The 22747-nt window shown below is 51.3% G+C and carries 25 protein-coding genes; 13 read left to right on the top strand and 12 right to left on the bottom strand.

Annotation, left to right across the window (positions count from 1 at the left end; all coding sequences use genetic code 11):
- Positions 1 to 43 precede the first annotated feature (43 nt).
- The 5 genes from ACO0LE_RS19065 to ACO0LE_RS19045 all read right to left on the bottom strand — a co-directional run bounded on the left by ACO0LE_RS19065 (position 44) and on the right by ACO0LE_RS19045 (position 5371).
- Positions 44 to 658, bottom strand: a complete 615-nt coding sequence (locus tag ACO0LE_RS19065; RefSeq protein ID WP_422961914.1) for a hypothetical protein — start codon at positions 656 to 658, stop codon at positions 44 to 46.
- Between the two features lie 39 nt (positions 659 to 697).
- Positions 698 to 1528 carry an HDOD domain-containing protein gene (locus ACO0LE_RS19060; protein WP_422961913.1) on the bottom strand — a complete coding sequence of 277 codons (831 nt, stop codon included), beginning with the start codon at positions 1526 to 1528 and terminating at the stop codon, positions 698 to 700.
- Positions 1529 to 1655: 127 nt separating this feature from the next.
- On the bottom strand, positions 1656 to 3284 hold the full coding sequence (locus tag ACO0LE_RS19055; RefSeq protein ID WP_422961912.1) for a tetratricopeptide repeat protein: 1629 nt from the start codon (positions 3282 to 3284) through the stop codon (positions 1656 to 1658).
- Positions 3285 to 3705: 421 nt separating this feature from the next.
- On the bottom strand, positions 3706 to 3903 hold the full coding sequence (locus ACO0LE_RS19050) for a DUF2905 domain-containing protein (protein ID WP_422961911.1): 198 nt from the start codon (positions 3901 to 3903) through the stop codon (positions 3706 to 3708).
- A gap of 136 nt (positions 3904 to 4039) precedes the next feature.
- Positions 4040 to 5371 (bottom strand): class I SAM-dependent methyltransferase, encoded by a 1332-nt coding sequence (locus ACO0LE_RS19045; protein WP_422961910.1) that lies wholly within the window; start codon positions 5369 to 5371, stop codon positions 4040 to 4042.
- Positions 5372 to 5453: 82 nt separating this feature from the next.
- On the opposite strand from ACO0LE_RS19045, the gene ACO0LE_RS19040 reads away from it, so the two are divergent.
- From ACO0LE_RS19040 to ttcA, 3 genes are all read left to right on the top strand, one after another.
- Positions 5454 to 6293 carry an SDR family oxidoreductase gene (locus ACO0LE_RS19040; protein ID WP_422961909.1) on the top strand — a complete coding sequence of 280 codons (840 nt, stop codon included), beginning with the start codon at positions 5454 to 5456 and terminating at the stop codon, positions 6291 to 6293.
- Positions 6294 to 6309: 16 nt separating this feature from the next.
- Positions 6310 to 6708 (top strand): dihydroneopterin aldolase, encoded by a 399-nt coding sequence (locus tag ACO0LE_RS19035; RefSeq protein ID WP_422961908.1) that lies wholly within the window; start codon positions 6310 to 6312, stop codon positions 6706 to 6708.
- A gap of 74 nt (positions 6709 to 6782) precedes the next feature.
- Positions 6783 to 7742 (top strand): tRNA 2-thiocytidine(32) synthetase TtcA, encoded by a 960-nt coding sequence (gene ttcA / locus ACO0LE_RS19030; protein WP_422961907.1) that lies wholly within the window; start codon positions 6783 to 6785, stop codon positions 7740 to 7742.
- A gap of 277 nt (positions 7743 to 8019) precedes the next feature.
- On the opposite strand, the gene ACO0LE_RS19025 is transcribed toward ttcA, so the two are convergent.
- Together ACO0LE_RS19025 and ACO0LE_RS19020 are read right to left on the bottom strand one after the other, a co-directional pair.
- Positions 8020 to 8244, bottom strand: coding sequence for a DUF4148 domain-containing protein (locus ACO0LE_RS19025; protein WP_422961906.1), 225 nt, complete (start codon positions 8242 to 8244; stop codon positions 8020 to 8022).
- A gap of 21 nt (positions 8245 to 8265) precedes the next feature.
- Positions 8266 to 8403, bottom strand: coding sequence for a hypothetical protein (locus ACO0LE_RS19020; RefSeq protein ID WP_422961905.1), 138 nt, complete (start codon positions 8401 to 8403; stop codon positions 8266 to 8268).
- Positions 8404 to 8688: 285 nt separating this feature from the next.
- Between ACO0LE_RS19020 and ACO0LE_RS19015 the strand changes: the two genes are divergently transcribed.
- From ACO0LE_RS19015 to ACO0LE_RS18985, 7 genes are all read left to right on the top strand, one after another.
- On the top strand, positions 8689 to 9273 hold the full coding sequence (locus ACO0LE_RS19015; protein ID WP_422961904.1) for a sigma-70 family RNA polymerase sigma factor: 585 nt from the start codon (positions 8689 to 8691) through the stop codon (positions 9271 to 9273).
- Entirely contained in the window at positions 9213 to 9998 is a 786-nt protein-coding gene (locus tag ACO0LE_RS19010; RefSeq protein ID WP_422961903.1) for an anti-sigma factor, read from the top strand. Before ACO0LE_RS19015 ends, ACO0LE_RS19010 begins: the two co-directional genes overlap by 61 nt.
- A 101-nt stretch (positions 9999 to 10099) precedes the next feature.
- Positions 10100 to 10492 carry a hypothetical protein gene (locus tag ACO0LE_RS19005; RefSeq protein WP_422961902.1) on the top strand — a complete coding sequence of 131 codons (393 nt, stop codon included), beginning with the start codon at positions 10100 to 10102 and terminating at the stop codon, positions 10490 to 10492.
- A gap of 592 nt (positions 10493 to 11084) precedes the next feature.
- Positions 11085 to 12455 (top strand): bifunctional UDP-N-acetylglucosamine diphosphorylase/glucosamine-1-phosphate N-acetyltransferase GlmU, encoded by a 1371-nt coding sequence (gene glmU / locus ACO0LE_RS19000; protein ID WP_422961900.1) that lies wholly within the window; start codon positions 11085 to 11087, stop codon positions 12453 to 12455.
- A 359-nt stretch (positions 12456 to 12814) separates the two neighbouring features.
- Positions 12815 to 13519, top strand: coding sequence for a tetratricopeptide repeat protein (locus ACO0LE_RS18995; RefSeq protein ID WP_422961899.1), 705 nt, complete (start codon positions 12815 to 12817; stop codon positions 13517 to 13519).
- Between the two features lie 390 nt (positions 13520 to 13909).
- Complete coding sequence (locus ACO0LE_RS18990) at positions 13910 to 14974, top strand: porin (RefSeq protein ID WP_422961898.1); 1065 nt, start codon at positions 13910 to 13912, stop codon at positions 14972 to 14974.
- Between the two features lie 279 nt (positions 14975 to 15253).
- Positions 15254 to 16000, top strand: coding sequence for a carbonic anhydrase (locus tag ACO0LE_RS18985; protein WP_422961897.1), 747 nt, complete (start codon positions 15254 to 15256; stop codon positions 15998 to 16000).
- Between the two features lie 86 nt (positions 16001 to 16086).
- On the opposite strand, the gene ACO0LE_RS18980 is transcribed toward ACO0LE_RS18985, so the two are convergent.
- The 3 genes from ACO0LE_RS18980 to ACO0LE_RS18970 form a co-directional block, all read right to left on the bottom strand.
- Complete coding sequence (locus ACO0LE_RS18980) at positions 16087 to 16905, bottom strand: SDR family oxidoreductase (RefSeq protein WP_422961896.1); 819 nt, start codon at positions 16903 to 16905, stop codon at positions 16087 to 16089.
- Positions 16902 to 17657, bottom strand: coding sequence for a class II aldolase/adducin family protein (locus ACO0LE_RS18975; RefSeq protein ID WP_422961895.1), 756 nt, complete (start codon positions 17655 to 17657; stop codon positions 16902 to 16904). Before ACO0LE_RS18975 ends, ACO0LE_RS18980 begins: the two co-directional genes overlap by 4 nt.
- Positions 17658 to 17724: 67 nt before the next feature.
- Positions 17725 to 18303, bottom strand: a complete 579-nt coding sequence (locus ACO0LE_RS18970; RefSeq protein WP_422961894.1) for an HD domain-containing protein — start codon at positions 18301 to 18303, stop codon at positions 17725 to 17727.
- A gap of 133 nt (positions 18304 to 18436) precedes the next feature.
- Between ACO0LE_RS18970 and ACO0LE_RS18965 the strand changes: the two genes are divergently transcribed.
- Positions 18437 to 19129: a Crp/Fnr family transcriptional regulator gene (locus tag ACO0LE_RS18965; protein WP_422961893.1), complete on the top strand. Its 693-nt coding sequence runs from the start codon at positions 18437 to 18439 to the stop codon at positions 19127 to 19129.
- 121 nt (positions 19130 to 19250) lie between these two features.
- Positions 19251 to 20081, top strand: a complete 831-nt coding sequence (locus tag ACO0LE_RS18960) for a substrate-binding periplasmic protein (RefSeq protein WP_422961892.1) — start codon at positions 19251 to 19253, stop codon at positions 20079 to 20081.
- Positions 20082 to 20093: 12 nt separating this feature from the next.
- Here ACO0LE_RS18960 and ACO0LE_RS18955 read toward each other — a convergent pair whose 3' ends face one another.
- Complete coding sequence (locus tag ACO0LE_RS18955; protein WP_422961891.1) at positions 20094 to 20573, bottom strand: Lrp/AsnC family transcriptional regulator; 480 nt, start codon at positions 20571 to 20573, stop codon at positions 20094 to 20096.
- 214 nt (positions 20574 to 20787) lie between these two features.
- Between ACO0LE_RS18955 and glmS the strand changes: the two genes are divergently transcribed.
- Positions 20788 to 22617 carry a glutamine--fructose-6-phosphate transaminase (isomerizing) gene (gene glmS, locus ACO0LE_RS18950; protein ID WP_422961890.1) on the top strand — a complete coding sequence of 610 codons (1830 nt, stop codon included), beginning with the start codon at positions 20788 to 20790 and terminating at the stop codon, positions 22615 to 22617.
- A gap of 35 nt (positions 22618 to 22652) precedes the next feature.
- Here glmS and ACO0LE_RS18945 read toward each other — a convergent pair.
- Positions 22653 to 22747 (bottom strand): IS3 family transposase (locus ACO0LE_RS18945; RefSeq protein ID WP_422961654.1); only part of this gene is annotated, 95 nt, incomplete at its 5' end.

Raw genomic sequence — 22747 nt, 5'->3', positions numbered from 1 at the left:
TAACTGGCCGTCGGCATTCGTGTTGATTCATGATTAACGCTGTTTAGTGTTGATCAATGCTGGCTAGCGCTAAGTTGCGCTGAGCAGCACCAACCGAAACCCACGCTAATGACCGCAGAGTAAAGCTTCGGGTATCAGGCAAGAGCTGGTGGTGCCAGGCGGGTAGCAGTTTTTGTATCTTCGGTACGGTCGCATCTGCAATCATCAGGTCGACGTTATTACTCATTGCCAAATGAAAGACATCTTGTTCACTCTTCATCGGAAATACAAAACTTCGCTGTCGCTCAGCATAGGATTCGCCGACTGACACCCGGGCAACATAACGCGAGGTTTGCAGCTCGCGCAGGCAAGCCGTGGCAAAACGAAAACCCATACTGCTATACAAGGTTTCCAGTACCAGCAAAATCATGTCGTTCAACTTGATCTGATCTGATGCCAGCATCTGCGTGACATCCTGCACACCTGCCAGCAAGAGATCACGTGCATTGTGAGGCTTACCGCTGGCATAGCGTTCAGCTTGTTGCATCTGCTCAGAGTCATAGGTCTTTAACAGAAATTCGCTAGGAACTCCCTCGTCCTCTGTCAATGCATCCTCCGTCTGACCGTCGGCAGGCAGGGCTATATCCATGCTCTCGGCAAGCTGCCGGGTTTCTTGCATGACTTTACTTAACAGTTCGTCGAGTTTGTGCTGATCGAGCTATAGAACTTTGCCGAACTTCAGTAGCAGTGGCTTACAAGTTTCGCTCAGATTATCGCTGCCCGTTGTCAGAACCAGTCCTGCCACTTCGTCGCTGAAGCTGGCAACCTGTTTTAACCATTCGTTGCGGTGCGTCGCTTTTTTTTGCTCGCCCATCGGCAGCGGGCCGAGCGACTGAACAATCGATTCGGGGATTTTCCACTCCTGAAGAGCCAAACCGCCCAGCCTGTCGTAGCTGCATCCCATCAGCAAGTTTGCCGCATTCCCTGCATCGGCATGACCACTGAGCAACATTGCCTCAATACGACCGAAAAGAACATGATCGAACGAGGCAACCAACAGGCGCCCGATGTTTTTGAACAAGGCCGCGACTGCTGCTTCTTCTGCATCCTGATACCTGCCGCGCTGCGCCATTTCACGCCCGATGATACTTGCACACAAAGCATGCACGAGCTCCTTGCGTACACTTTGCGCTTGGCTTTTATCTTTAAAACATTCGACCAGAAGCATTGCCAGCGCACTGGTTTTGACGGTGTTAAAACCCAGCAAAAAAATTGCTCTGGAGATGGTCGTAACCGGTACGCCAGCAGCCGTACGGTAATGGATGGTGTTGGAGAGCCGCAGAATTTTCTGCGTCAAAGAAACATCGGCCAAAACAAAATGGGCGAGCTTGGAAACCGAGTCTTCACCGCTGGAGGTAATCTCAATCACCTTGGCAACCGCAGCACCCAGCGTCGGCAATGCCATATCCTCGCTGATTTTTCGCATCAGCCGGTCACGCGGCGACTCGGGAGCATGCTGACCTAAATAAACCGAAGTGTCATTGGACATGAATAAATTCGCTGGCGAAACTGCTGACTGTTATGGAAGTATTCTGTTGGCATAGACATGCTTCTATCAACATGACCACTAGGGCAAATCTGCCCCAGAGGTTTCTTGATTTTGTATTACGGCTACCTTATTTAGTTTTACGCATCACATTAATGCCATATTTCTTTTGCAGATCGTCATACAGACCTTGTATCGCTTTAAGTCGCGGATTCATCGGATCGAGCCGGCGTGCCGATTCAATCAAGTGTTTCGCCTGCTCGCCGATCTGATGATCCCACCCCAGGTTTTCCAGACATTTCAGGGTTGCCAGTGCCGCATTCATCACAACCTGCGGATTGTCCGGCGACTTGCGTGCTGCGGTGGTCAACAATTCTACTGAGCCACGGAAATCGCCCTGTTTGGCTTTTTGCACACCTTGCGCCACCAGATCCATCACTTCTTTTTGACTTTGTTGCGCTAGCTCCTTGCCGAGATGTCCTTTGCCTGCACTCTCAAATACGCCTAGGGCACGCGCCATAACTTTCTGATTCGTCGCATTGCGCATCACATCAAGAATGACCTCTGAGGCCTCACCTTCCTGATTATTATCGAGGCAGCTTTTAGCCAATCCCAGCTTGAGATTGGTGGACAGACCAATGTTTTCTTTACTAGCTGCAACGGCAGCACCCAGCTCTTCTGTCAATCGGGCATCGCCCGTCGAAGCATGAATTTTGGCGGCCGAAATTGCTCTGCAGGCAGCCGTCTTCTTCAGGCCAACCATATTTTTTTCCATGTCACGGATGACGGATTTGGCTTGCTCGGTATCGCCTTTTTTCACCAACGCATCGACCAGCTTGACATGATCTTCTGGGTCACGGAATTCTGAAAATTTAGCTTTCGCAACAACCTTTTTAAAGGTCAACTCGGCCGTCGCCACATCGCCGGTCTCTAAGGCAATCTCTCCGAGCTTGCGCAAGCGGCGTACGGCATGCGGTGATACGCCGACGGCGGTAGTCAATACCGTCTGCGCTTCTGGCAATTCGCCGATTGCTTCGTGGGTCTTGGCCAGCCAGTCGTAAGCGTCCATATACTTGCTGTTCTCTGCGACCAGATTCTTGAGAATCGTCTCTGCTTCCTGGTATTTACCTTGCATAAATAAGGTCTTTGCCAGACCGAGTTTAGCCCAGGCAACGGCCTTCATTTCAAATAACGCGGCGTAAAGCTCTTCGGCTTCGGCAGCTTCGCCAAGGATCACATGCAACTCAGCGCGTAAGCGCATGAAGTCAACCAGATACCGCGGAAAATCCCGTTCGCCGTGATGACAGGCATTGATAGCTTCGACCAGCGCGCCCTGCTCCATCAGGCCATAAACTTCGACGAAGGCTTTACGTTTTTCAATCGCCTTCATCACCCGCTCCAGCAACATGTCTGCGGTAAAGGGTTTGAGCAAATAATCAGATGGCGCCAGCTCTGCCGCGCTCACCACTTTGGCGTAGGCACGCTCAGCTGTGACCATGATAAAAATCGTGGAGAGAGGCGTGAGTTTATGGTGGCGAACATCTTCGAGCAGTTGCTGCCCGTCTTGACCGACACCAAGATCGTACTCACATAAAACCAGATCAAATACTTTAGCTTGAATCGTGCGAATCGCCGTGCCCGCAGTCAGGGCATGTTCAATTTTATTGATACCGCATAAATTCAGCATATTGTGCAAACTGACACGCATACCTGCATGCGGTTCAATGAGCAGTGCTCTAATGTCGGCCAGGTCGCTCATGGGCACTTTCGGGAATATCGTTATTGACAGAACTCATTACAGAGCTAATTACAAAACTGATGCAAATTGATTCCGCAAAGCGCATCGACGAAGACAGTGCAAGGAGTCCGGCGAGGAGATGCGCCACGTAAAAGGCAGTTGTGTGTCAGTCCCATTATGATGATGAAGGTCTGTTATGTCTGTAATGCCTATTATTTATGTTAGTTATTTGCATCTATTATTAATGCGCTTGCCTACATCAGGCTCAGGCTGCATCCGTCTCAGGCAATTCGTTTTCATAACAACGTCAACCAGTGTCAATACTAAGGTGTCGTCGCAATTATGCTAAAACTTTAACCGATTCAGGCAAATCGTGAATAGAAATTGCAGAGTTTTTGCGTCACTGTTTACCAAAATGCCACGTTGTTATTTTTTCGCAAACTCATTTCAGAAAACGCGCAATCAACAGAACGAACAGCGAGAGCAGAATCGTCGAGGCAAACGGAAATGAAAAATTCCGGCCAAACAGCTTAAATCGAAGATCCCCTGGCAAGCGTCCTATGCCTAATTTTTCCAGCCAGGGCAGCAAGCTAGTGAACACAATCAGCGCCAGAAATATCGTTAATACCCAACGTATCATGTGACTGCCTTCACGACTATGGTGCGCTCATTATTCATATACTCCCCTTATGTTTTGATAAAAAAGGCTCATTCCGCCTATATTCATTAGTGCATTAAAATATACTAAGGGTGAGTATAGATAATTCAATCAAGAATCACAGCCGGTGACTGCGATCATGGCGCAATAACTGCGGATCCAGTTCTACGTTGCTGCCGACGATCAGCACTTTGAACAATTCCCCCATCTCCGCTGGCGAAATCAGCTTTTGCAAGGCGTTCGCCTGCGGCAAATACTGCATGGGATCGTCTGCCGGTGTGCGCATCAGGAGTTGCGCAATCCCCGCTTCCAGCAAAAATCCCGCCTGACTCAGATATGCCAGCACCTCCAGCCCTCCGGCCTGCGCTGCCAACGCCATCGCAGTGAAGTCAACGTGCGCGGTAATATCTTGCAAACCCGGCAAATAAAATGGATCAGGATGCGAGTGATGCCGATAGTGACACATCAAGGTGCCTTGCGCTCTTTGCTCCAGATAATACTCATGCGCCGGAAAACCATAATCGAGCAAAATCGCAACGGCTGCGCTACCGGGCGGCACTGCTTCGGCCTCTGCTGCATTTACTGCGTTGGCTAAGGATCCTTGCGAATCTTGCGAATTTTTTTCCCCTGCCGTCAGCATTCCCGCCAGACTGCGCATAAATCCGCTGCTGACTGCATGCAATTCGGTCAGATAACCCAGAGGCAATTCTGCATGATCCGGAATCTGCGCCTGCAATTGCGCCATCAACGCCGCATCACAATCGCGTTCGCTCCAGACAAAAGAGGCTACCGTCGATGCCGCCGCCTCAGTTGCCGAGGCATGAAGAGCTAAAGTATCAGGCGCTGAAGTGTTCCGATCATCAGCCAGACTGACACCGACCTCGCGCCAGCCCTGCTCTGTCTTGCACACCAGTTGCACTGGCATGGCGTCGAGCACTTCATTGCCCAGTACGACGCCGCTGAACGAGGCGGGCATTTGTTGCAGCCATTGCACTTGCGGGAAATTTTTCAGCAAATCTTCTTGCCTTGCTCTGAGCTCACCGGACAATTCCACGATAAAATAGCGCTCAACGGCAATGCCTGACACCTGACATTCTGACAAAAAATCGAAGGCCAGCCGCCCGGTTCCTGCGCCGAACTCCATCACATTGGCACTGGTTTGCGCGAATAAAGCGCCCGCCAATTGCGCCAGAGTCGCACCAAAAAGCGGTGACATCTCTGGTGCAGTTGTAAAATCACCGTCTTTACCGAGTTTTGCGGCACCGCCGCTGTAATATCCAAGATCCGGCGCATATAACGCCAGCTCCATGTATCGAGCAAACGAGATCCAGCCCGCCTGTGCCCTGATGTCTTCGCTGATCAGTTGCTGTAAAGCCCGCGACGCCGCTAGGGCATCGTCACCGGGAACAGGAAGTGAAAGTGGTGGTCGTGGAGAGTGAGGTAGTCGCATACCCGCATTGTATAAAAATCGTCGCCATTGCAGGTGACAATTACAGGATCAATAAGTGAGAAACCAGTGAAAACGCATTTCCATGACTAATTTAATCACCGGCGCAGCAATCAACACAGCGACCGGCGAAAAGCCACGTGTCGCGCTCGTGACCGGCGCGGCAAAACGCATCGGCCGCACGATTGCACTGACGTTAGCGCAGCGTGGCTGGGACGTGGCTGTCCACTACGGACAATCAGAAGAAGACGCGCTGACGCTGGTTGCCGAGATCAAGGCACTGGGCCGTCGTTCGGTTGCACTGCAGTGTGATTTAGCCAATGAAAATGCGGTTCAGGCTTTATTACCAAGAGCGATCGCCGCCTTTGGCAGCGTGCATTGCGTCGTCAACAATGCCTCACTTTTTGAAGAAGACCAGATCGACAGCCTCACACAACGATCGCTGGACAAGCACATGCATGCAAATCTGCTCGCGCCTTTATTGCTGGCAAAGGCCTTGCACGCAGCGACACCGGACGGTCAGCAAAGCTGCGTGATTAATCTGCTGGACCAAAAGCTGCAAAACCTGAATCCTGATTTTTTGTCCTACACCTTATCCAAAGCTGCCCTGCAATGCGCCACCACGACACTGGCGCAAGCGCTGGCGCCAAAGGTGCGCGTCGTCGGCGTGTCACCGGGTATCACAATGGTATCGGGCCATCAGACTGCGGCTGATTTTGCACAGGCGCATCAGGTCACGCCGTTGGGACGCTCCAGCACCCCGGAAGATATTGCACAAACGATTTGCTTCGTTGCGGAGATGCCCGCAATGACCGGCACCACGATTACGGTCGATGGTGGCCAGCATCTGCTGCCGTCAGCACGTGACATCATGTATGTCGTCACGGCAGATACCGCACTACCGAATACCCTACCACCCCTTTGATTGAGTCGACCATCTTATGTTATCTGTCCTCCACTACCCACAACTCGCCGATTGCCGCCGCCTGTTTTTGCGCAACTACGAAATCATGATCAATATCGGCGTGCATGATTTTGAAAAAAAGGGCGAGCAGCGCGTTCTCATCAATGTGGATCTGTATATCCCGCTGGCCTTGTCCACACCGACTGCCGATCATCTCGACGAGGTGGTGGATTATGATTTCATCCGCGAGACTATCGCCCAGCGTATGGCACAGGGTCACGTACATCTGCAAGAAACCTTGTGCGACGACGTCGCCAAACGCATGCTGACACACCCGCGTGTACGGGCAGTCCGTGTCTCGACGATGAAGCCGGATGTCTATCCGGATTGCGAAGGCGTCGGCGTGGAAGTCTTCCAGATTAAAGCGGACATCTGATCGCTCACTCCACCACATCGACTTATTGTTATCCGTATTGTTCTATTGTTTATTACAGAAACTGAAGCACCATCATGCAAGTACAAGAAACCAGCTTTGCCGATCCCGACACCACCGTCACTGAAACTAACGTGACGGCAAGTCAGAAGTCGCAAGAAAAAATCACCTACGAGAACAACAAGCTGCACAAGCGCCTGTGCCGTCAGGTCGGCCAGGCCATCGGTGATTTTAATATGATAGAAGAAGGCGATAAGGTTATGGTCTGTCTGTCCGGCGGCAAGGACAGCTATGCCATGCTGGATATTTTGATGACATTGCGTGAACGTGCTCCGATCAATTTTGAGATCATCGCCGTCAATCTGGATCAGAAGCAACCGAACTTCCCGGATCACATCCTGCCTGCGTATCTGGAGCAACTCGGCATTCCGTACCACATCGAGAATCAGGATACCTATAGCATCGTCAAGCGCCTGATCCCCGAAGGCAAAACGACCTGCTCGCTCTGTTCACGCCTGCGTCGCGGCATCTTGTACCGCGTTGCCGATGAACTCGGCGCGACCAAGATTGCGCTCGGCCACCATCGTGACGACATCCTGGAAACTTTTTTCCTGAATATGTTTTTCGGCGGCAAGCTCAAAGGTATGCCAGCGAAATTGCAATCTGACGATGGCAAACACATCGTGATCCGTCCACTGGCCTATGTCAAAGAAGCCGATTCCGAACGCTATGCGCAGGTCAAGGGCTTCCCTATCATTCCATGTGATTTATGCGGCTCGCAAGAAAACCTGCAACGCAAGCAGATCAAGAATATGCTGCGCGGCTGGGAAAAAACCAACCCGGGTCGCGTAGAAAGTATTTTCTCTTCGCTGTCCACGGTTGCGCCATCCCATCTGATGGACAAGAATTTGTTCAACTTCAAGGATCTGACAATCGATGGCGTCGCCAATCCTGATGGCGACATCGCCTTTGATGATGAACCGTGTGCAACGCCGGACAAAAATGTGATTTCTCTGCATTTTGGTAATGACGACTAAGCTGACACGCAGCTAATTACGTCGTTAATGACATAGCCAATCAACGGTGTGTTCGCCAGATCTGGCGACATCAGCTTGCATGCGCTAAGCGGTCATCCAGTAAAAATGCCACCTCACGGTGGCATTTTTACTGGATGCTGTTATTTGATGCTATTTACATCTTTGCTTCCCTGCTTCTTTGCTCCGTTTATTTACTCACGGATAAAGCAAGTAACTAAGCGAGTAGCTAAGCCAATGAAGCACCTGGCATCAAACAAACGATACAACCTAGTACAAATTATTTGCTTTTCGCAGTTTGTACTGCATCGGCGCTAACACGTGCTGGCGTCGCAGGAGCAAAAGCGACATAAGATTCGCCGCCGACAGCCAGACCGTCGTTACGTGCCTGGCTCAATTCTGCCAGCACTTCTGAGCGTGTTTTACCGTTAGTCGCATTGCTGGTTGCGATCGTTGTGTACGACTCGCCACCGACTTTTTGACCTTCGGCACGAGCCTGAACCAACTCAGCGCGTACTTCAGCAGTCTATTTCGTCATGCTAGGGATAGGGAAGCTAACATACGCTTCGCCACCGACTTGATAGTCGCCTGCAAATGCAGTAGAACCAGTAGTAACACCAGCAGTGATCAGGGCAACAGCAGCAATTAATTGTTTCGCATTCATGATAATTCTCCGATAAATTAGGTTGATGACTCTAGGCAGCGGGACACAGTCCCTATGTTCTGCCTCGGTGAGTCGCGCACTGTTTGCTACTTTTACTGCGGTGTCGTGCTCATCGATGAAGCAAGTCTATACAAGCTGGATCAATCAATAAAGACGACAAAACACAATGAATTGTTGCGCAATAAGGAATAATTGAACAATCCTTGGTGACTGGATAACAAATTTCTGCGCCTTATCGTATGATTTGCTCCAATTCCTCTATTTCCATACGAAACGGATTCTCAATTGCCCACCACCAAATTAGACTCAGGCCAGCTCCATATCTGGCTGGCTGGCGTAGCGCGCAAGGACGCTGCGGCATTTAAATCGCTCTACGAAGCAACTTCGCCGAAACTGTTTGGCTTCGCGCTGCGTATATTAGTTAAGCGCGAACTGGCGGAAGAAGTATTGCAAGAGAGTTTTGTCAACATCTGGAACAATGCCGGCAGTTACCAGTCAAGTCTGGCCGCGCCCATGACCTGGATGACAACCATCGTGCGCAACCGCGCCTTTGACCTGTTACGCAGACTCGATCATGACGTAGAAATTGACGCGGATAACTTCGATATGGATGTCGTGCACGCACTGGAAAGCGGCGAACTCACCACGATACAATCACTAGAAATGACGCAAGACGCCCAGGCGCTCGCGTCCTGCATGTCGCGGCTGGAAGGCTTGCATCGTCAGGCCATGGCGCTGGCGTTTTATCACGACCTGTCACATAGCGAAGTCGCCGAACAGATGAAATTACCGATGGGCACCGTCAAGACATGGATACGCCGCGGATTAGACAAGCTGCGCACCTGCCTTGGCAAAATGGAGTTAGCATGAATATCCAGAACAAGCCCAACCTGCAACAAAAGTTGGCGGCCGAATACGTACTAGGCACCCTGCGCGGTGGCGCACGTCGCCGTTTTGAAAGCTGGCTGACCCGCGACGCCCACCTGCAACAAGTCGTGCGCCAATGGGAAAGCAACCTCTTGCCCATGGCCGAATTCGCCAAAAAAGCGCAGCCCTCCTCCAGCGTCTGGCACGCCCTGGAAAAACGTCTGGGACTCACAACAACATCATCGTCCCTCAGCGAACGCTGGGCCTACTGGCGCAACCTGCGCGAAGATCTCGCCTTCTGGCGCGGCCTCGGCATGGTCTCTACCACTGCCGCAGTGGTGCTGGTCTCGGTACTGATGTCGAAACAGCCGGATCAGGTGCTACCACCGACCAGCAACTACGTCGCCACGCTGTCCGACGACAAAGCGCAACCCATCGCCGTCATCACCGGCGACACCAAACGCAAGCAACTCGTAGTGCGCATCGTTACCGCCCAGAACATCGCCGCCGACAAGAGCCTGGAACTGTGGGCAGTCAGCAAAGAAGGCAAAGTCAAATCCCTAGGCCTGGTCGCCGACAACGGCAGCATCACCCTGCCTATGCCTGAGTACATGAATGCAGAAGCGACACCGCTGCTGGCAGTAACATTAGAACCAAAAGGCGGCTCGGGCAATCCTGACAAACCGACTGGGCCGATTGTGTTTAAAGGGAATTGGTTGCAGATTTAGAGGGGTGTTTGACCTGAATTTGGAGCGAGTGAAGTGGCGGCGAAGATTATTCCTCGACGGTTCAGGGAAGGTTCTTAACTAGCTATGGGGCTCAAATCCAGATGAAGGTTGTCACTATTGATACAGGTTATAAATTTCAAGGACACAGTGAGATTACTGATATTGAATATAAATCTGGACGCTTAGAAATCACTTCGCAATTTACAAGAGAAACTCGAACTGTCCGCGTGCTCTTTCAATACGTCTATGGATTTAGAGTTCTCGACGAAGGTGATCTGTTAGAGTTCTGGCCAGTGTGTTCTACCTCTAGTGGTTGGATATTTCAAATAATTGAGGGCGGTTGGTTTGATCAAGAGCGTCTGCGAACTGGGTTCGTTAGTGGTTATGGAAGAGAATTCAACGAATATTTGATCACAGGCATAAATGAGTGTGTGAGCATTTTTTCTTGGGCTCCTCCTGAACTATATTTAGATACACTAAAGGACGATACTTAAATCGGTACTTAAGTATATTGAAGCTTTTATCTGCAAAACTTTTTCAAGCGGTTGTGCTTCAGCTTCGGAATTTTATGCGCGGTTCTAACTGGCTTTGCTTAACCCTTTATCTATATAAGTCTTGCAGCATAAAAGTGACCCGTCAACCGCATGGACATTGAAGGTGTGATTCTTTTTCAAATTACCGCTAGCTCTGAGTTGCTCATCCCGCTTTGGCGCAGCAATTTGTGCATTCTAGAAAATGGATCAGAAGTGTCCGCTGTCTGAGCGCAGCGAGTTTCGGATACTTCCCATTTTTTAGGATGCCTAAATTGTTCAGGAGCCCGCTCCTGAACCCGTAGGGTAGGACTGTGCGGTCGCCTTCTTTTGCTTACTTTTTTTGGCGAAGCAAGAAAAGTAAGTAGCCGCCGGGCTACCCGCGGCCGGCAATCTCAAAAAAACAGACAAAAGTAATTCTCCGCCACCTATACAGCACAATGCGCTAGGCAAATTGCGTCTGCAAAACATCACTTCGCATCGATACGCCAATTAGCCAACACGACCACCTCATGTTAAAATTTCAACATCACACTATCACCCCACAGGAATTTCCATGAACGTCGTTATTCTCGCCGCCGGTATGGGCAAGCGCATGCAATCTGCTCTGCCTAAGGTCTTGCATCCCCTGGCAGGCAAACCTTTGTTGTCGCATGTGATTGATACAGCGCGTAGCCTCACGAATGACGGTCAGGCCAGCAATATCTGTGTGATCTATGGGCATGGCGGCGATCAGGTACCTGCGGGGATTGCGGCGGATGATTTACGCTTTGCAAAACAAGAGCCGCAGCTCGGCACAGGGCATGCAGTCGCACAGGCGGTGCCGGTGCTGGATGAGAGCGTGCCGACGCTGGTCTTGTATGGCGATGTGCCGCTGACCACGAGCGCGAGTTTGCAGCGGCTGATTGCGGCGGCGGGCCAGGACAAACTGGCGATTCTCACCGCAGAGATGGCCGATCCGACGGGGCTGGGTCGTATCGTGCGTGAGGGTGACAAGATCGTTCGTATCGTCGAGCAAAAAGATGCGAGCGAGTCAGAGAAAGCGATTACCGAGATCAATACCGGCATCATCATCGCGCCGACAGCGCAGCTTAAACAGTGGCTGACGACGCTGTCGAACAATAATGCGCAAGGCGAATACTACCTGACCGACATCGTGGCGCGTGCCGTGGCAGACGGCGTGCCCGTGGTGTCAGCACAGCCCGATGCTGTCTGGGAGACGCTGGGCGTGAACAGCAAAGTCCAGCTGGCCGAACTGGAGCGCATCTATCAGCGTAATCTGGCGCAAAAATTACTGGAGCAAGGCGTCACACTGCTGGATCCAAACCGCATCGATATCCGAGGCAGCCTGACATGCGGACGCGATGTAACGATTGATGTCGGCTGCGTATTTGAAGGCAAAGTCAGCATCGAAGACGGCGTGCAGATTGCCGCGCATTGCGTGATCAAGGATGCGCATATTGCTGCCGGTACTGTGATCAAGGCGTTTTGCCACATTGAGGATGCAACTGTCGGCGCGCAATCGCAGATCGGTCCTTATGCACGCCTGCGTCCGGGCACAAGCTTGGCAGAAGACGTGCATATCGGGAATTTTGTCGAAGTCAAAAACAGCCAGGTCGCAGCGCACAGTAAGGCGAATCATCTGGCTTACATCGGCGATGCCACTATCGGCAGTCGCGTGAATATCGGTGCCGGTACCATCACCTGCAATTACGACGGCGTGAACAAATCCCGCACCATCATTGAAGATGACGCCTTCATCGGTAGCGATACGCAACTGGTGGCACCGGTCCGCGTCGGCAAAGGTGCGACTCTGGGAGCAGGCACAACGTTGACCAAAGATGCGCCGGAAGGCAAATTGACGGTGTCCCGCGCCAGACAAGTCACCATCGACAACTGGCAGCGTCCGGTCAAAATCAAGAAGTAAAATTGACCATTAAAATTCGGTATTAAATTAGACATCAAGTTAGACATTAAGTTAGGCATAAGCTTAAGAAATACCTAGTCGCCATCAAGGCATCAGCACACTGGGGGAGTCATATACTCCCCCTATTTTTTATCAAAAACAGGCTTACCCGCATTGTTTAATTGGTGCGTTGAAATATACTAGAGGTGAGTATATTTAATTATGAGGTGTATTGACAGGTGTACCGGCGCAGATTATGGTCTGATAAAGTGCATAAGTGCCTGCCATATCTTGTCCGGTTTTTGCATCATCGCTGTCACTGCCATACTATTAGCATTGCCACACCAGTGCGATTCTTTCGTTTTTTTCGTGAGCCCGCCATGAGATCAGTTGTCCGGACGTTTTTTCAGTTTTTTGCTCTGCTGTACATTGCCAGCCTCAGCGGCCAGCTTGCTCTAGCGGGTGATTTTGAGGACGGCGTCGCTTTTTACGAAGATGAACACTACGTCGCCGCTTTTGCCGCCTTTAGCAAAGCAGCCGCCAAGGGCAATGCCGATGCGCAATTTAATCTCGGCATGATGTATGTGAACGGAGAAGGCACGCAGCGCGATTATAAAAAAGCGATGGCGCTGTATCTGGAATCGGCAGAGCAAGACAATGTCCGGGCACAAGTGAATCTGGGGCGTATGTACGCCAAAGGTTTAGGCGTCACACAGAATTATGGTCAGGCAATCTCATGGTATAAAAAAGCTGCTGAAGCGGGCTATGCCGATGCACAATATAGTCTAGGCGTGATCTATGCGAGTGGCATCGGTGCGCGGCAGGATTTCCGCATGGCCTTATACTACTTTCAGCAAGCGGCCGATCAGGGTAACGCCAGCGCGCAATACAATATTGGCCAGATGTATTTCAAAGGGAATGGCGTCAAACTCGATTATGTCGAAGCTTATAAATGGTTCACACTGGCAGGTAGCTACAATGATGCGGTGTTTTATCGCCAGTATGCCGAGCGTAAAATGAGCAAAGAGCAAATCGCGGACGCCAAACGACTGGCCGCAGAATGGAAACCTGAGACGGAAAAATAATCAGAATTCAACAGAAAACTGCCTGCACTACTTTATAAAAATTAACAAATTACCGTTTCACCAACCTAGCGTTCACTCAAAGAATTACCGCAAAGCAGCAACATCTCTGTTGTTTCCACGCCCGCAAGCCGGACCACCTGGCCCCTTCGAAAGCAAACTGAAAGCTTGTGATCGCTACCATTTGCCTTGACTGTCGCACATTAGAAACTATAACTAAGACGCGTACATCCTTGCTGAACCCGACGTCTGACGCCCTACTTATCCAGAGGGAGATTAGACATCCGCGACTAGTCACATCGTAAGACATCGTTGTCATCGCAGTCATAGCACTTCAGCAAGTTCGGCATCACTCACCGGTTTGTCACTCATAATTATCAGGAGACTCCTCATATGAAACGTAAGGCCATTTTCCAAGCCGTCAGTATCGCCATTCTGGCGTTCGCGGCAAGCGCGGCATCAGCGCAAAGCAATGTCACCATTTATGGTTTGATCGATGCCAATATCGGTTACACGAACAACTCCGATGCGTCCAAATCTAGTGTCTTCAAGGTCAACAGCGGCGGCATGAACACGTCACGCCTTGGCTTTCGCGGCACAGAAGATCTGGGCGGCGGACTGAAAACGGTCTGGCAATTAGAAAGCGGCGTGATCCTAGATACTGGCGCAGCAGATGGCGATATCTTTGGCCGTCAGGCGAATGTTGGCTTGCAAGGTGATTTCGGTCGCGTTGTTGCCGGTCGTTCTTACAGCACGTCGTATGATTTCATCTTGCCATTTGACCCGATGGGCTATGCGCCGCAATATTCATGGGCAACCTCTGCCGGTACAACTGGCGCACGTAAAGACGGTATGCTGACCGGCACATCCAACATGATCAAATATCAGTTTGATGGCGATGGTTTTAAAGTCGGTGCGACTTATGGTCTGGGCGAAGTTGCTGGCGATACGACGGCCAGCGCTAAGTACTCTCTGGCTGCCAGCATGACGAGCGGTCCATTCTCCGCCGTCGCAGTGTATGACCAGGTTAACGGCGCGCCGGCAACGAACGGCAATATTGATAAAGCAAAGACAATCCATCTGGCAGGCTCATATCAGATCGATGCAGCGAAATTGTTCCTCGCCTATCGCAATTACAAAAAGACACTGGCATCCGGTGCAACCGACCTGCGCAGCGATTTGTTCTGGGCTGGCGTGAATTACCAACTGACACCAGAATGGATACTGACAGGCGTGTACTACTATCAGGATATCAAGAACCTGCCAGCAGGTACCGATGCTGATCCGCGTATGGCTGTGGTCCGTGCGCGCTATGCCTTGTCCAAGCGCACAGACTTGTACATTGCCGGCGCTTATGCCAAAGCGTCTAACAATAAACTGGTCGGCGTATCCCGTGATGATGCAGGTTTTGGTTCATCCCAAAATGCAGCGACTGTGGGCATTCAACACCGTTTCTAAGCACAGGCAGTTAGTAAAAGGCGGCATACTTGTAACAAGTATGCCGTTTTTTTATTTTCTGAAAAGCCATACGCCATCTAGCCACCCCTACCCCATTTGTATTTGATATGCCGCTTGAAAGTTGATCACTAAAATTGACAATTACCGATTGACGACCGAAATTAATACGTGACAAGCTTACCTGCGGTTGCCCATATAATATGCCGCATCCGTGTAGTCCCGTGACTCAGGGGTATCGTCAAACCATTTCATTTTTTGTACAACAAGGGAGAAATTAAGATGAAGCGCTATTGGATAGCAGGCTTATTAGGAGCCACATTACTGTCACATGCCTATGCAGACGGTCCCGCGCACTGGAGCTACACCGGGTCTCATGACGCCCGGCACTGGGCAGAACTTGATCAGAATTTTGCTACGTGCAAACTTGGCAAAGTCCAGTCACCGATTAATATTTTGACCAAATCAGCAGAAAAAGCAGCACTACCGGCCATCGGCTTTGCCTACAGCGCTGGCGCTGCAGAAGTCATCAATAACGGTCATACGATCCAGGTTAATTTACCCGCTGCCGGTAAAGCGAGTTTTGATGGCGTCGATTACCAATTGCTACAATTTCACTTTCACACACCGAGCGAAGAACGTATTAACGGCAAAGCCTACCCTCTGGTCGCTCATCTGGTACACAAAAACGTCGATGGTAAATTAGCCGTCGTTGCCGTGTTGTTCAAACTAGGCAAAGAAAATACCGCATTGAAATCAGTCTTTAACACCTTGCCGGCCAAAGAAGGCGATAAAACAGCACTCGACGGTATGCTCAATCCAAGCGATATGTTGCCAGCTGATGCTACGTACTACGCTTTTATGGGTTCGCTGACAACGCCACCATGCAGCGAAGAAGTTCGCTGGCAAGTGTTGAAAACACCGGTTGAAATTTCCAAGACACAACTGGCACAATTCAAAAAATTGTATCGAATGAATGCGCGTCCGGTACAACCTCTGAATGGGCGCAAAGTACAGGTCAGTCAATAAGACCGTGGGGACTGATTCAGGCAATTAATACAGATAGTTCGCTAGGGCCTGACACCGGATACATCATGCATCCGGTGTCTTCTCTTTTAATGCGGCCGGACTTCTTTTTTCAGTGCCGCCATCGTCATTTTTTCGACCAGCCCCGGTGCTAACAACTTCAACCAGCGACCTAGTTTACCTTTGGCGGACATGACGACATCGCGCTGTCTTTGCTCCATGCCTTTGATGATCAAACCTGCACATTCTTCGACCGACATCGCGTCATCTTCCTTCAGCCCGCTGCTACCGGCGGCAACACCTGCGGCGTTATAACCACGATAGCGGATTTGCGTCGCGACCACGCCTGGATAAGCCAGCGTGACAGATACGCCTGCGTCTTTGACCTCGACACGTAACGCCTCAAAAAATCCATTCATCGCAAACTTGGTCGTGCAATACGCGGTACGCCCTGGCACACCCATCAGTCCGGCCAGTGACGAAACCGCCACGATATTCCCGCGTGCCGCCTTGATGTGCGGCAGCGCTGCATGAGTACACCAGACACTGCCCCAAAGGTTGATGCGCATCAGATCCTCGTACCAGCCGAGATCCTTGACGTCCTCCAACAAGGCTTGCGCCGACTTGCCTGCGTTATTAATCAGCGCATCAATCCGTCCAAATTGCGCGACGGTCTTTTCAACCAAAGCAATGCATTGGGCTTGCACACCAACATCGGTTTGCACCACCAGCGTGGAGCAACCGGATTGCTGACAAGTCGCGGCAACGGCGTCCAGCATGTCGGTATTACGCGCTGCCAGCACCAGAGCTAACTGACTGCCACCGCTAAGCGCAAGCTGGCGGGCAACTTCTGCGCCGATCCCGTCAGAAGCGCCCGTAATGATGATGACCCTGCGTTGCACGCTCATAATTTGTAGCTTTCATCAGCGCGGTCGATTTTGCGTATCAGCGACGGCCAGACAAAGGCACCGCCAAGCCCACCGGTCTGTACTCGCATCGCTTCTGCTACGCCTTTGACGATCAGCGGGTTTACCTGCGTCAATTCACCGCCCGCCTGCGCCGCCAGCTGGATCTGGCAAGTTGCTTCGAAGGTGTACATCGACAGGAACGCGTCGGCAATCGATTTACCCGCAACCAGCAAACCGTGATTGCGCAGCATCAGAAAATTTGCGTGCCCCATGTCAGCTTGCAGACGCGGTTTTTCTTCATCCCGAAACGCCACGCCCTCATACTCATGATAAGCCAGCGAGGCAAGTACAAAGGTCGATTGCTGCGAAATCGGCAGGACACCGCATTTTTGCGCGCTGACAGCAACTCCGGCGCGGGTGTGCGTGTGCAAGACACATTGCACATCGTCCCGGGCCTCATGCACCGCACTGTGAATCACAAAACCGGCAGGGTTAACTGGGAAAGGACTATCGATGATCTTGTTGCATTGCTGATCAACTTTGACCAGTGATGAAGCGGTGATTTCATCAAACATCAAGCCATAAGGATTGATCAGAAAATGATGCTCAGGGCCGGGGATACGCGCACTGATATGGGTGAACACCAGATCGCTCCAGCCATACATGGCAACCAGTCGGTAGCAGGCAGCAAGGTCAACGCGGATTTGCCATTCTTCGGCGCTAACCTGGTCTTTGACTGAGGGAATATGCATTGTGTCTCCTGATGGAATTGATAGAAATTAAATAGGAACGAACAAGGTTTGAAATAATGTATTCAGACTAATCTTGCAACGCTACTTTGTAAATCGTATTGCGTGGCCGCGCCAGAACACGTCCAAGCATCGGCTCGAATTCGCTGATCGGCAGCGTCTCGGCATTCGCATCAAACGCCGGATTGTCATACAGCTCGCAGAACTCAGCAGTCCGGTCAAAATGCGCATGGCCTCGAAATTGCTCCCGCATATCCCTGTCCATGCCGATGTGATGGAAGAAGTAATGCCCCTGAAAAATCCCATGATGCTGCACCATCCACAGATTCTCCTCAGCCACAAAAGGCTTGAGAATCGCCGCAGCAATATCCGGATGATTGAAGGATCCCAGCGTATCGCCGATGTCGTGCAGCAAGGCGCACACCACATATTCATCATCGCGCCCGTCGCGCCAGGCACGGGTGGCGGTCTGTAATGAATGGGTATACCGGTCGATCGGAAAGCCACCGTAATCACCTTGCAAGATTTGCAGATGCCGGATGACGCGCTCAGGCAGCGCTTTAGAAAACTGCATAAACTCGGCGCCGATAACTTGCCAGTCCTGCTGGGTACTGTCCTGCATGCGGACAAAATTTGCGTGATTTGCCATGTGTCTCACTCCGTGGATAAGGATGTTTTTTGAACCGTTTCGGTTTCGTATTGTGCATACACCTTACAGCCACGTTACACTAACAACTGTCAAATTTTTTACAATTTAACTTTTCTTACCGTTAGCACCACCAATGAAATCCCATCTCGATCTGATGAGCGACCTGTCTGCCCATCCCTGGTTTGGCTCTCTCCCTCTGCGAGACAGAAAAGTCATGCTCAATGCTGCCGAGTTATTACGGCTGCGCCCCGGCGAAATGCTGTTCAGGCAGGGCGATGCGCCGGGTGGTTTTTATGCTCTGCTGAGCGGCACCTTAAAAATGTCCACACTGAGCGAGGATGGCAAAGAGGCGATCCTGGTCGTGCTGGAAAGCGGCACCTGGTTTGGCGAAATCTCGCTGATAGATCATCAGCCGCGCACCCATGACGCGACGGCGCTGGGTGAGGCTGAGATACTGGTATTGCCCAATAATGTGTTCCAGACACTGATGCAAAAAACCGCATTTTCACAAGCGATTGCACAGATGCTGGCGGGCAGGATACGCCTGCTGTATGGGATAGTCGAGGATGCGACCTTGCGCTCAACCCGTGGTCGGATTGCACGTCGCCTCCTGCTGTTCGCACATGGCGACGCCTCGCTATCTAGCAATGCCAGGCCGCGGGTACCAGTCTCGCAAGAGGCGCTGGCCATGATGCTGGGAATTACACGACAGACTTTATCGAAAGAATTAAAGCGCCTGGTTGAGCGCGGCATTATTTGCTTAGGATACCGATATATAGAAATTATTTCCGCCGAAAACCTGCTTCGGGATAGCCGCGAACCATAGATACAATAGGTTCATCTTGTACAGGACTACAGACACTTGACGAAAGTTAACAAACTTCTGAACAAGTTTTAAGGTATCTTTTACGTTATTTTTGCATTACTTCACATTAAAGCTGCTGCCGATGCGCCAACGATTTCTGCCTGGACTCCCTCTGATCGCCGCCCTCGTTCTTGGCGCTGGCAGCCATGTTTCACATGCGGCAGATTGCTCCAGAACTGTTAACGTGCCCGTCTCTGCAACAGGTCAAAGTGTGACAATCAACGGTGACGTCATTGGAGGTATTTATCCGGATATTCTTCGTAGCATTAAGGAAGGCTGCACCTTTGTCTTAACCCCTGTACCGAGAGCACGTCTTGAATTGATGTTTGAAACTGGTAAAGCTGATCTGCTTATCCCAGCAAGTAAAACACCAAGGCGCGATGAGTTCGGCATATTTATCCCACTCGTATACAACCGTGCGACGCTGATTTCAATCGATCCTACCCGCCTTCCGATTAAAACCGCACAAGAATTATTAGACCGGCGAGATATCAAAGTAGCAGCAGTACGAGGCTATGATTATGGTCCGGCCTATCTGGATCTGTTGAAAGAGCTAGGCAAACAAGGGCGGTTAGCAATGGAAGCTGATCCCCTATCGGTAGCAAGAATACTAAAATCTGGGGTCGTTGATGTGGTTATTATGGCGCCATCCATCCTTGCGGGTGTGATCATGTCAGATGGTCGGGTACAGGATATGCTGGAGAAATTGCGATTCGAGCCGATCAATGAACTACCGTGGGGGGGACAGCGGCGTGTATATATCAAAAACATCACTCAGCGCAGAGGACAAAGCGGCGCTAAAAGACATTCTAGAACGTGCAGCAAAATCCGGCGCGGTCTGGAGAGGCTTTCAACACTATTACCCGCCAGCGATATTAAAAGAAAGCATCAGGCCACGCTGATAAAAAGCTGATGAGGGGAGAGCTTATAACACCATCCTTGTCTCAAATTTGCTGCGCAGTATAGAAAAAAAACTCCGCACGTTCCGCACATTCGCCTGCCCCGCAAACAAGCGATGCGCGAGCACATGATAGGCCGCCATATCCGCCACCTGTATCATCAGCACAAAATCCGGTCCCGGCGACACCCGATAACATTGCTGCACCGCTGGCTCTTGCCCCACCCATTTTTCAAACGCGACCAACTGCTCGCTGGCCTGATTGTCCAGGGTGATTTCTACAATCGCGGTCAGTCCGAGTCCGATTTTTTCTGGCGATAAAATCGCGACCTGGCGGGCAATGACACCCTCGTCAATCAAGCGCTTGACCCTGCGCAGACAAGTCGGCGCCGAAGCATGCACCCGCTCTGCCAAGGCCTGATTACTCAGTGAGGCATCCGACTGCAACTGTTGAAGTATGCGTTTATCTAGCTCATCCAAGAGCGTAGGCGTGTTTTGATCCGGCATAATTCGCCACAAATAGGTATTTATTGAAATAAAATTTCATATCGATATTGCATATTCATTTTAATTCAAATTATTCATAATTTTGACAGTTAATTTCATACGATATGACTTACGATGATAAAAATTCAGAAGATTAGTAATTTTGCAATTATATTCAGCTCATCAGTAAATTTCGACTCTTCGTCTCGATCAACATTTTTAATCAGAGGTCATTATGTGCGGCATCGTCGGCGCAGTAGCGCAACGCAATATCACTCCTATCTTGCTCGAAGGCTTAAAGCGCCTCGAATACCGCGGCTATGATTCTTGCGGCGTGGCGCTGCATGTCGACGGTCATCTGCAACGCTCACGCAGCACCTCTCGCGTCGCCGAATTGCAGGCACAAGTTGAACAAACTGGTCTGGCCGGCTTTACCGGTATTGCGCACACCCGCTGGGCAACCCACGGCGCGCCTTCATCTGCCAATGCGCATCCGCATTTTTCACGCGATGGCGACAATGCACGCATTGCACTGGTTCACAACGGCATTATCGAAAACCACGAAGAATTGCGCGCTGAGCTGACTGCTGGCGGTTATGTCTTTGAGAGCCAGACCGATACCGAAGTCATCGCGCATCTGGTCGATCATTTATATAACGGCGATTTGTTTGAGACAGTCCAGATCGCCGTCAAACGTCTGACCGGCGCTTTTGCGATTGCCGTATTTTGCCGTGACGAACCGCATCGCGTCGTCGGCGCACGTCAGGGTTCACCGCTGATCGTCGGCGTCGGCCAAGGCGAGAATTTCCTCGCGTCCGATGCCATGGCATTGGCAGGTACTACCGATCAGATTATTTATCTGGAAGAAGGCGACGTCGTCGATCTGCAATTGCAACGCGTCTGGATCATCGATGCAGCAGGCAAGCAAGTGCAACGAGAAGTACGTACCGTCCACGCCCATACCGGCGCAGCCGAACTCGGCCCGTATCGCCACTACATGCAAAAAGAAATTTTCGAGCAACCACGCGCACTCGGCGACACGCTCGAAGGCGTGACCGGCATCATGCCAGAACTGTTTGGCGACAAAGCCTTTGGCGTTTTCAAACAAATCGACAACGTCCTGATCCTCGCCTGCGGCACCAGCTATTACGCCGGCATGACAGCTAAATACTGGATAGAATCGATCGCCAAAATCCCGGTCAATGTCGAGATCGCCAGCGAATATCGCTACCGCGACAGCGTGCCCAATCCCAACAGCCTGGTCGTCACTATTTCACAAAGTGGCGAAACCGCCGACACCCTCGCTGCACTCAAACACGCACGCGAACTAGGCATGCCGCACAGCCTCACCATCTGCAACGTCAGCACCAGCGCCATGGTGCGCGAATGCGCGCTCGCCTACATCACACGCGCTGGCGTCGAAGTCGGCGTTGCCTCCACCAAAGCATTTACGACGCAACTGGCCGCGCTATTTTTACTCGCGCTGACACTGGCCCAGAGCAAAGGTCGCCTCAGTGACGAGCAAGAAGCCGAACACATCAAAGCACTGCGCCATCTGCCCGTAGCCATCGCCGCAGTCCTCGCGCTAGAGCCGCAAATCATCGCCTGGGCAGAAGAATTCGCCCGCAAAGAAAACGCCCTCTTCCTGGGTCGCGGCCTGCACTACCCAATCGCGTTAGAAGGCGCGCTCAAGCTCAAAGAAATCTCCTACATCCACGCAGAAGCCTACCCTGCAGGCGAACTCAAACACGGTCCGCTCGCGCTCGTCACCAAAGAAATGCCGGTCGTCACCGTTGCACCAAAAGACGCACTGATCGAAAAACTCAAATCAAACATGCAAGAAGTCCGCGCCCGCGGCGGCGAACTCTACGTATTCGCCGACGCCGACTCCCGCATCACACCAAGCGAAGGCGTACACGTCATCCGCCTGCCAGAACACTACGGCATGCTGTCACCGATCTTGCATACGGTGCCATTGCAATTGCTGGCGTATCACACGGCGCTGGCAAGGGGGACGGATGTAGATAAGCCGCGGAATTTGGCTAAGTCCGTGACGGTGGAATAGGTGGTTTGGACTTCCCCTAATTTCGTAGACAACTCTTAACTTCCAAATTGTTGTTGCTCGAAAGCTAGGGGACTCATCTGATTCAAATGACTATGTCGCCGTTTGCGATTGTAGAACACTTCGATGTAAT

It is taken from the genome of Undibacterium sp. Xuan67W (assembly GCF_049340165.1).
Taxonomy (GTDB): domain Bacteria; phylum Pseudomonadota; class Gammaproteobacteria; order Burkholderiales; family Burkholderiaceae_D; genus Undibacterium.
The sequence above is the reverse complement of the archived record's forward strand: the minus strand, read 5'-3'. Positions and strand labels throughout refer to the sequence as shown.

Excerpts from the sequence above, each read along its gene's own strand:
- ACO0LE_RS19045 (WP_422961910.1), bottom strand. The coding sequence starts at position 5,371 with ATGCGACTACCTCACTCTCCACGACCACCACTTTCACTTCCTGTTCCC.
- ACO0LE_RS19050 (WP_422961911.1), bottom strand. The coding sequence starts at position 3,903 with ATGATACGTTGGGTATTAACGATATTTCTGGCGCTGATTGTGTTCACT.
- ACO0LE_RS19010 (WP_422961903.1), top strand. The coding sequence starts at position 9,213 with ATGGATACGCCGCGGATTAGACAAGCTGCGCACCTGCCTTGGCAAAAT.
- ACO0LE_RS18970 (WP_422961894.1), bottom strand. The coding sequence starts at position 18,303 with ATGGCAAATCACGCAAATTTTGTCCGCATGCAGGACAGTACCCAGCAG.
- ACO0LE_RS18990 (WP_422961898.1), top strand. The coding sequence starts at position 13,910 with ATGAAACGTAAGGCCATTTTCCAAGCCGTCAGTATCGCCATTCTGGCG.
- glmS (WP_422961890.1), top strand. The coding sequence starts at position 20,788 with ATGTGCGGCATCGTCGGCGCAGTAGCGCAACGCAATATCACTCCTATC.
- ACO0LE_RS19035 (WP_422961908.1), top strand. The coding sequence starts at position 6,310 with ATGTTATCTGTCCTCCACTACCCACAACTCGCCGATTGCCGCCGCCTG.
- ACO0LE_RS18960 (WP_422961892.1), top strand. The coding sequence starts at position 19,251 with ATGCGCCAACGATTTCTGCCTGGACTCCCTCTGATCGCCGCCCTCGTT.
- ACO0LE_RS18995 (WP_422961899.1), top strand. The coding sequence starts at position 12,815 with ATGAGATCAGTTGTCCGGACGTTTTTTCAGTTTTTTGCTCTGCTGTAC.
- ACO0LE_RS18955 (WP_422961891.1), bottom strand. The coding sequence starts at position 20,573 with ATGCCGGATCAAAACACGCCTACGCTCTTGGATGAGCTAGATAAACGC.
- ACO0LE_RS18985 (WP_422961897.1), top strand. The coding sequence starts at position 15,254 with ATGAAGCGCTATTGGATAGCAGGCTTATTAGGAGCCACATTACTGTCA.
- ACO0LE_RS19065 (WP_422961914.1), bottom strand. The coding sequence starts at position 658 with ATGCAAGAAACCCGGCAGCTTGCCGAGAGCATGGATATAGCCCTGCCT.
- ACO0LE_RS19040 (WP_422961909.1), top strand. The coding sequence starts at position 5,454 with ATGACTAATTTAATCACCGGCGCAGCAATCAACACAGCGACCGGCGAA.
- ACO0LE_RS19060 (WP_422961913.1), bottom strand. The coding sequence starts at position 1,528 with ATGTCCAATGACACTTCGGTTTATTTAGGTCAGCATGCTCCCGAGTCG.
- ACO0LE_RS19020 (WP_422961905.1), bottom strand. The coding sequence starts at position 8,403 with ATGAATGCGAAACAATTAATTGCTGCTGTTGCCCTGATCACTGCTGGT.
- ACO0LE_RS19055 (WP_422961912.1), bottom strand. The coding sequence starts at position 3,284 with ATGAGCGACCTGGCCGACATTAGAGCACTGCTCATTGAACCGCATGCA.
- ACO0LE_RS19005 (WP_422961902.1), top strand. The coding sequence starts at position 10,100 with ATGAAGGTTGTCACTATTGATACAGGTTATAAATTTCAAGGACACAGT.
- ACO0LE_RS18975 (WP_422961895.1), bottom strand. The coding sequence starts at position 17,657 with ATGCATATTCCCTCAGTCAAAGACCAGGTTAGCGCCGAAGAATGGCAA.
- ACO0LE_RS18965 (WP_422961893.1), top strand. The coding sequence starts at position 18,437 with ATGAAATCCCATCTCGATCTGATGAGCGACCTGTCTGCCCATCCCTGG.
- ACO0LE_RS18980 (WP_422961896.1), bottom strand. The coding sequence starts at position 16,905 with ATGAGCGTGCAACGCAGGGTCATCATCATTACGGGCGCTTCTGACGGG.
- glmU (WP_422961900.1), top strand. The coding sequence starts at position 11,085 with ATGAACGTCGTTATTCTCGCCGCCGGTATGGGCAAGCGCATGCAATCT.
- ttcA (WP_422961907.1), top strand. The coding sequence starts at position 6,783 with ATGCAAGTACAAGAAACCAGCTTTGCCGATCCCGACACCACCGTCACT.